This is a genomic window from Oligoflexus sp. (assembly GCF_035712445.1).
Classification (GTDB): domain Bacteria; phylum Bdellovibrionota_B; class Oligoflexia; order Oligoflexales; family Oligoflexaceae; genus Oligoflexus.
Map to the genome: position 1 here is coordinate 63,521 of NZ_DASTAT010000124.1, position 7,472 is coordinate 70,992.

Sequence of the window (7,472 nt, forward strand, 5' to 3'; positions counted from 1 at the left end):
CCATCATGCGCCCTTTAGCGGTTTATGCAAAATTTGATCTGGCTCTGACCCGCGCGTTGGGGTCCTATCTCTATAATGATAAAGGCCAGGCCATCCTGGATTTTTACAGCGGGCACGGCGTGATCTCGATCGGTCACAGTCATCCGCGATTCGTGGAGCGTCTTAAAGAGCAGATGGATCGCCTGCTCTATTATTCCAATGCGGTGGATTTTGAAGAGCAGTATGCGCTCTGCCGCGTGTTGGGTGATCTGAGCGGCTGCGCGGACTATGACCTTTTCCTGGCGAACTCGGGCGCGGAGGCTGTGGAAAATGCTTTGAAAGTGGCGTCGTATGTCACCGGCCGGAAAAAGATGGTGGTGATGCTGAATAGCTTCCATGGTCGCACCTCGCTGGCTGCGCAGTGCACGGAAGCCTCGAAGATATGCGCGCCGATCAATAGCGGTCTGGATGTCACCTTCATTCCCCTTGGGGATGAAGCGGCGGCTCATGCGGCGATTGATGATCAAACGGCTGCGGTCATGATTGAAGGCATTCAGGGCGTCGGTGGTATCCGCGAGGCTTCCACTTCGTTCTGGACGACTCTGCGCGCGCTCACGCAGCAGCACGGTGCGCTTTTGATCGCGGATGAAATTCAATCGGGTTATGGCCGCAGTGGAAAATTCTTTGCGTTCCAGCATCATGGCGTCAGCCCTGATGTGATCTGCACAGCCAAGGGCATGGGCAATGGATATCCGGTGGCGGCGACCTGGGTGAAACAGGGACTGCCGATGGCCATGGGCTCGCTCGGCACCACCTTCGGCGGCAATCCCCTCGCCTGCGCGGCCGCGACCGCCGTGGCGGAAGTGATCCGGGATGAAGGACTCGTGGCGCATGCGGCGGCCATGGGCGAATTTTTGCAAACAGGCCTTGCGTCCCTGCCAGGTCTTAACAATATTCGGGGTCGCGGTTTGATGATCGGTTTCGATCTGGATCATGATAGCTATGCGCTGCGCTCCAAACTCCTGCATCAGCATCAGATCATAACCGGGAGTTCACGACTCAAGGAAACGGTCCGCATCCTGCCGCCGCTTTCCATTCAAAAATTCGAGTGTGAACGCTTTTTGGAACAGCTTGCTTTGGCTTTGAGGTCCACATGATGAATCAATTTTTCAGTGCCGATGATGTCAGCGATTTTTCCAGCCTGATGGAAGATGCGCTTGCTTTGAAACAACATCCCTTTGCCTTTTCCGATCTGGGCAAGGGTAAAACCCTGGGGCTGGTCTTCTTCAACCCCAGTCTGCGCACGCGTCTTTCCTCGCAGAAAGCCGCGCATCACCTCGGCCTGCATGTCCTGAGCATCAACGTCAACCAGGAAGGTTGGGTGATCGAGACGCAGGACGGAGTCGTGATGGATGGAGTCGCAGGTGAGCACATCAAGGAAGCGGCCGGGGTTCTGGGCCAGTACTGCGATATCATCGGGATTCGCTGCTTTCCGAGTCTGAAGGACCGCGAGACCGACTATCGCGAGGAAGTCCTGCATAAGTTCGCGCGTTACAGCCAAAGGCCCATCATCAGTCTGGAATCCGCAACGGGTCATCCTTTGCAGGGTTTCGCCGATGTCATGACCATTATCGAACGCCAGCGTCGGCCGAAGCCGAAGGTGGTTTTAACCTGGGCCCCGCAGGTGAAGGCCCTGCCTCAGGCTGTGCCGAATTCCTTTGCGCAGTGGACTTTGAAGGCCGGATTTGATCTGACCATCGTGCATCCCAAAGGCTATGAACTGGATGAACGCTTCACCCGCGGCGCCACGATCCTGCATGATCAGGATGAAGCGCTGGCCGGCGCGGATTTTGTGTATGCGAAGAACTGGTCGTCCTATCAGCAGTACGGTCAGATCCTTTGCGAGGATCGCAGCTGGACGATCACCGAAGAGAAGATGCAGAAAACCAATCAGGGTTACTTCATGCACTGCCTCCCCGTGCGCCGGAATCTGAAGGTGACGGATGCAGTTCTGGATAGTCCACGTTCTTTGGTTTTGCAGCAGGCCCATAACCGTATCTTCGCGGCCCAGGCCGTGATGAAACGCATGCTTGAATCCATGTGAGGCGTTCCCATGGAAAAACTTTCCATCTTTAAAATCGGCGGCAAAATGCTTGATGACGCCGCCGAGCTTGAGACATTTTTGCAGGGTTTTTCCCGTATTTCCGGCAAAAAAATGCTGGTGCACGGCGGCGGGATCTTTGCCGATGACCTTGCCAAAAAACTTGACATCCCCATCACGATGCACGAAGGCCGGCGCATCACGAGCGCGCCCATGCGGGATCTTGTGACCATGGTCTATGGCGGGCTTTTGAATAAGCAGGTGGTCGGTCGTCTGCAGGCGCTCGGCTGTGATGCGATCGGACTCTCCGGGGCGGATGGAGCGGTTTTGAAGGCCAAACGCCGGAAACCGGAGCCCATTGATTATGGTTATGTCGGTGACATCGTCGAGGTTCGCAAGGATCTTCTGGAGCTCTTTTTGAATCAAGGGATGACGCCGGTGCTGGCGCCTTTGAGCTGGGAAGAGAACGGCGAGATCCTGAACAGCAACGCCGATGGTGTGGCCTGCAAGATCACCGAGGCCTTTGCCGGTGTGTACGAGACCTGTCTCTTCTATTGCTTCGATAAGCCGGGTGTCTTGCTCGACATCAATAATCCCGATTCGCTTTTGGGTTCGCTCGATCGTCCCGCTTATGAAAATCTGCGGAAGCAGAAGCTCGTGAAGGATGGCATGCTGCCGAAACTTGATAGCTGTTTTCGAGCAAGGACGCTGGGCGCGCATCAGGTGCTCCTGTCGACGCCGGGCAACAGCCTGAAGTTTGCAGCTGGTGAGCCTTACGTAGGTACTCTTATACAGTGACCCTGGAATGGGCGTCGCCATCGAAAATGCTTAATTAAATAGGATTATGCATTCTTACCAAAGCGTTTCATATCAAAGCTTTCTGCTGGAAATTCCGGACCTCTGCGGGTAAATCAGAGGCTCCAGGAATTACCGATGGGGAAAGCTCATGTTCAAACTGCATTTCAAGAAGATTGCTCTGATTCTGTCACTCGGTGGCATGACCGGCACGGGTCATGCGTTGGAATACTGCCGCGCGGTGGCGAGCAATGAAGAAGGCTACGGGCCTATCGTGCTGCGTGAAGGCCAGCCTCTGCGTCAGAGCAAGGAAGGTGGATCCCAGTACTGTGTGGCCACCCGTAGCTGCCAGGAGGCGCTGAATGGCGAAGGCTATGGCCATCCCTTTTGGTCGTCCAGCAAGCTCTATCGCAAAGTGGATCAGGACTGGTCGAACAGCAACGCCAGCAACTGGTGCCTTGTACATTCCAGCCTGGATAAGCCGGAGCTGGATCTTTTTGAACATAAGGGTCAAAAAATCTTCCTGACCGGGGTCAACCTCGGCAATGTTCAGTTCCTGCCCTTCCGAAACGCTCCTTATTCCCACAGCGAAGCGGAATTGAAGGAGATGCTGCGCAAGGCCTTCGCTGATCTTAAAGCGACCGGCGCCAACTCTTTCCGTTTCTGGCTGCACATTGATGGCAGCCGCAGCCCTTCATTTACCAATGGTCAGGTCAGCGGTCTTCCGGCCGGCCTGATTGAAGATCTGCAGTGGTTGATTCAGACCGCCTATCGCGATTACGGACTTTTGGCGAATATCACCCTTTGGTCCCACGATGTGCTCGCAGTGCGGCGGGAGCATCAGGTGGCGTCGCGTGATCAGGTCGTCCGAATGATCGAAGACGAGAAAGCGATGCAGGCTTATATTCAAAACGCTTTGACTCCGATGCTGCAGGCCATGCAGAAGAAGATGCCCGGTTCGACCCAGACCTATAACGATGGCGTCATGTCCTGGGAGGTTTTCAATGAACCCGAAGGTGTGTCTGCGTTCTGGCGTCTCTACTGGAACTATCAGTACGGGATGGAGTACGGGGAATATAGCTGGAGACGCGTGAGCCTTTCCTATCTGGATGACCGTCGCCGCACCGAGTTCGCAGTGGATGATGGTTCGGACAGCTATACGCCTGTGCGTTACCGCGGCTGGCATTTTGTGGGGACGCAGAACACGGGTTTCAATTCCTATATGTATAAGGACGTGACCGATGATTATCCCTCGGAATGGGATTATCTGAAAAAAGCGATCGTCGATGACAAGACGTTGCAGACCGTGGAAATTCCGCACGAGAAAGTTCTGAAGTTCATCAACCGTATCGCCGGTACGATTCACCGCGTAGTGCCGGACGCCAAGGTTTCCACAGGGACGCATAGTATGCCCTACAATACCGATGTGGAGATGGAAGGTCTGGGTTATGAGAACGCGCCTTTCAATTACTATACGGATGAACGGCTGATCGCGGCGGGCGGTGATCCCCTGGGAACACTGGACTTTTATCAGGTGCACGGTTATCCCGAGTGGTCGGATGTGGACAAGGATGGGGTTTTGAATATGTTCAAGTATCCCAAGAAACATTGGAAGCTGAATAAGCCCCTGATCGTAGGTGAGCATTGGAATATCATCGGGGCCGGGAATGAGATGCTGCAGCCCTTCCATTACCAGCATCTGCATGACACAGGTTATGCCGGTGTGTGGGGCTGGGCTTATTTCTATGTCCGGGAAAAAGTGGTGGGTGGTCAGCCGCAGCGGTCGATCGACAAGCATGAGAATCAGGATTACTTCCGGAATGTGCAGAAGGGCCTGCCTGGCCGCTTGAAATATTCCGTCTCAGGACGTTGAATCCGCTTAGGCGATCCGTGCTGGGAAAAGCGGAATCGCCTTGGCTTTCTTCAGTGGAATCTGGAGCACAAACTTAAAGTTATAGTAATTGCGGGATTCGTCCTTGGGATTGCCGAGGCGAATCTCGATGCCCCTTATGCGTGACCGCCGACGCCGTGGAAATGCCGGGCGCGAAGATCGACTCCGCAGTCTCCTGCAGCGTGGCCGAGGCTGGCAAATGACCACTCTGCTGGCCTTTTTCCCGGAGTTTATGAATGCCATCATCGTGAATCTGAGGCTCAGGGTGGAGTCCTGCACCTGGGAACGGATGGTGATGATCCTGACCTCGGACTTGCCGCCTTGCACGGAAATCAAAGAAGCCTGAAGCGGGTTGGTATTATTCCAGGAAGCCAGAACCTGATGTCCATTTTAATGCTCTACGCAATTCACCTCAAAGCTGAAAACGCTTTCTGAAGCTCAGCCGGATCCATGGGTTGACGCTCTTTCAGCCAAGCTGCTAACAAGCGGGAGGAAGCCTTTTCGGGAAACAATACAAATGGACTAGGGACGTAAAAATATGAAAATTCAAACTCTCGCCCTACTGCTGGGCCCTGTTATGCTGATTGCTTGCGGCGATTCCGGTTCTGATGAGTCTGCTGTTGCTTCGCGCCAGAAGAAGCTGGTGGTCGTGTGTGATGGGGCCGTGTTCAATGATGCCGATCCCTTTGGCAAACGTGTGACTCTCACCGCGACGGGTACAAAGACTTATAAGGCTGGGTCTTTCGATGTGAATAAGGAAAAGGATGAGCTTAGGAAAGTTGCGACGGCCCTGCGGCAGCAGTGTAATGGCGGGTATACGATCGTGAATACTTCAATCTGTGATCAGATTGATGTTGTGAATACGGATATTTCGTTTCATACGCTGTTTCATTCGGTGAATGGCTTTACTTATAAGGGAAGCTATTCGTGTGGGTTGAAAGAGAAGAATTGATTCTGTGCCTTCAATCGCTTGCGATCCTAAGCTGCTGTATGGATCCCAAAGCGTGGCACGTTCTCCAGCTAAACGCTGATCGCGTTGTAGCTGGAACTTCCCTTGGGAGCGAACGAATTTAAACTTCGAGAAGAGGTTTGAACCCACCCCAAAACATCCGTTTGCCATCGAAGGGCATGGATTCCGGCCCATGATTCGCGAGTCTGGGGTCTTTCATCGCCACGTCCCACGCCGTGTCGCGGGTTTTCTTATCAGGCCATACGCAATAGGCCGCCACGACAGTTTCATCTTCCGTGGCATTGACCGAGCGATAAAAATCCGTGACCTTTCCATGCGGGACGTCATCGGCCACAGCCTCGCAGTAGCGGAGCATGCCGTGCTCCTTCATCACGGCTGCAAATACCTCGGCTTGAGCTTTGTATTTGGCCTCATTACCCTTCGGGAGCGGCAAACAAAAGAAATCCACGTAGCTCATAATGTTTCCTTTCTCTTCCGTTATCCTTCAACGAGACTGAAACTACCATAAGAAAAGCCATACATCTACTGGAAGGATTACGCAGAGCCCATAAGTTTATTTGGGGTCCTTCGCGTAGACCAAAAGCTTGAGGTAGTGGTAATGACTGACTCCGTGCATGGACTGGATGATGAGGTCGATACCACCATCGCGGGCTATCGGTAAGACTCGGGTGGCTTTATGTCTCACCGCACTCCATCTCGTAACTCACTGCGGATGTCCGCAAGAATCTTGATTGAATCAAGAGCCTCAGCGGGTAGCCTTAAGTCGCAAAGGAAGCCCGTCCACCGGTTTTGGAATCGGAATGATCTTTTGCTTAAGCTGATAACCCTTTGGAAGACTGATTTCATACTTCTGCAGAAACTGATGGATGAAAGCTTTGACTTCCATGTAGGCGAAGGCCTTCCCAATACACATATGGGCTCCGCCCCCAAATGGAGCGAAAAGATAGGGATGCTGCTTATGCTCCTTGCGTTCCAAAAAACGGGTCGGGTCAAAGGCGGCAGGGTTCGACCAATACTGCTCCATGCGATGAGTGTTGAAGACGTTGATGTAAACAAGAGTGTGGGCTGGTATCACTGTGCCTTTGAAGTCCACGTCGTTCACAGTGCGACGGGGAATCATGGGAACGGGTGGGTAGAGTCGCAGAGCTTCATCAAAGCAGGCTTCCAGGATTTCCATTTTTTCAAGGTCTTCAAAATCTATCATGGATTCTCCAAAAGCCCGTCCTTCCTGGCGAATCGGATCCTGCCACTCGAGATGAGAAGCGAGGTAATAGATCAATGTCGTGGTCGCGCTGGTGATGGTGTCATGCGCAGCCATCAAAAGAAAAATCATGTGATTGATCACGTCCTCATCACTGAAGCTTTCGCCATCCTTTGACGTCGAATGACAGAACTGCGAGAACATATCATCGGTTTCCTTCGCTCTCTTTTCAGGCAAAAGGCCGCGCAGGTATTCCTTGAGATATTCACGACCCGCGAGGCCCTTCTGATAACTTAACCCCGGAATAGGCAGGCGCAGGAACGAGACCGATGCCAGGACTGTGTCGACAAAAGCCTTATTCAATCGATCGGCTTCAGGGCCCAGCTTCATTCCGACAAAGGCGGTCGCGGCTACATTCAAAGTCAGCGACTTGAACGAGGAGTAAAATTCCAAAGCTTGTTTTTGGTCCCAGGACTTTAGGCAATCCTCAACAGTTCCGTTCATGATCCTGAGGTAATTCTTCATGGCCGGAGGG

The 7,472-nt window shown here is 53.2% G+C and carries 8 protein-coding genes; 6 read left to right on the forward strand and 2 right to left on the reverse strand.

Translation table 11 applies throughout. The annotated features are described in order from the left end of the window. Positions 1–5: 5 nt before the first annotated feature. The 6 genes from VFO10_RS26275 (at position 6) to VFO10_RS26300 (ending at position 5,718) form a co-directional block, all read left to right on the forward strand. On the forward strand, positions 6–1,136 hold the full coding sequence (locus VFO10_RS26275) for an aspartate aminotransferase family protein (RefSeq protein WP_325144983.1): 1,131 nt from the start codon (positions 6–8) through the stop codon (positions 1,134–1,136). Further along, positions 1,136–2,083, forward strand: coding sequence for an N-acetylornithine carbamoyltransferase (locus VFO10_RS26280; protein ID WP_349259389.1), 948 nt, complete (start codon positions 1,136–1,138; stop codon positions 2,081–2,083). The genes VFO10_RS26275 and VFO10_RS26280 overlap by 1 nt, the downstream gene beginning before the upstream one ends. Positions 2,084–2,092: 9 nt before the next feature. After that, positions 2,093–2,878, forward strand: coding sequence for an acetylglutamate kinase (gene argB / locus VFO10_RS26285; protein WP_325144985.1), 786 nt, complete (start codon positions 2,093–2,095; stop codon positions 2,876–2,878). Between the two features lie 148 nt (positions 2,879–3,026). Then, the gene (locus VFO10_RS26290; protein ID WP_325144986.1) at positions 3,027–4,748 is read left to right on the forward strand and encodes a hypothetical protein; all 1,722 of its coding nucleotides are present in this window, start codon (positions 3,027–3,029) and stop codon (positions 4,746–4,748) included. Between the two features lie 136 nt (positions 4,749–4,884). Further along, complete coding sequence (locus VFO10_RS26295) at positions 4,885–5,112, forward strand: hypothetical protein (RefSeq protein ID WP_325144987.1); 228 nt, start codon at positions 4,885–4,887, stop codon at positions 5,110–5,112. A 192-nt stretch (positions 5,113–5,304) separates the two neighbouring features. Continuing rightward, complete coding sequence (locus tag VFO10_RS26300) at positions 5,305–5,718, forward strand: hypothetical protein (RefSeq protein WP_325144988.1); 414 nt, start codon at positions 5,305–5,307, stop codon at positions 5,716–5,718. A 118-nt stretch (positions 5,719–5,836) separates the two neighbouring features. On the opposite strand, the gene VFO10_RS26305 is transcribed toward VFO10_RS26300, so the two are convergent. Both VFO10_RS26305 and VFO10_RS26310 read right to left on the reverse strand, forming a co-directional pair. Then, positions 5,837–6,193: a DUF1428 domain-containing protein gene (locus VFO10_RS26305; RefSeq protein WP_325144989.1), complete on the reverse strand. Its 357-nt coding sequence runs from the start codon at positions 6,191–6,193 to the stop codon at positions 5,837–5,839. Positions 6,194–6,481: 288 nt separating this feature from the next. After that, the coding region (locus VFO10_RS26310; protein WP_325144990.1) for a cytochrome P450 at positions 6,482–7,472 on the reverse strand (991 nt) is incomplete at its 5' end.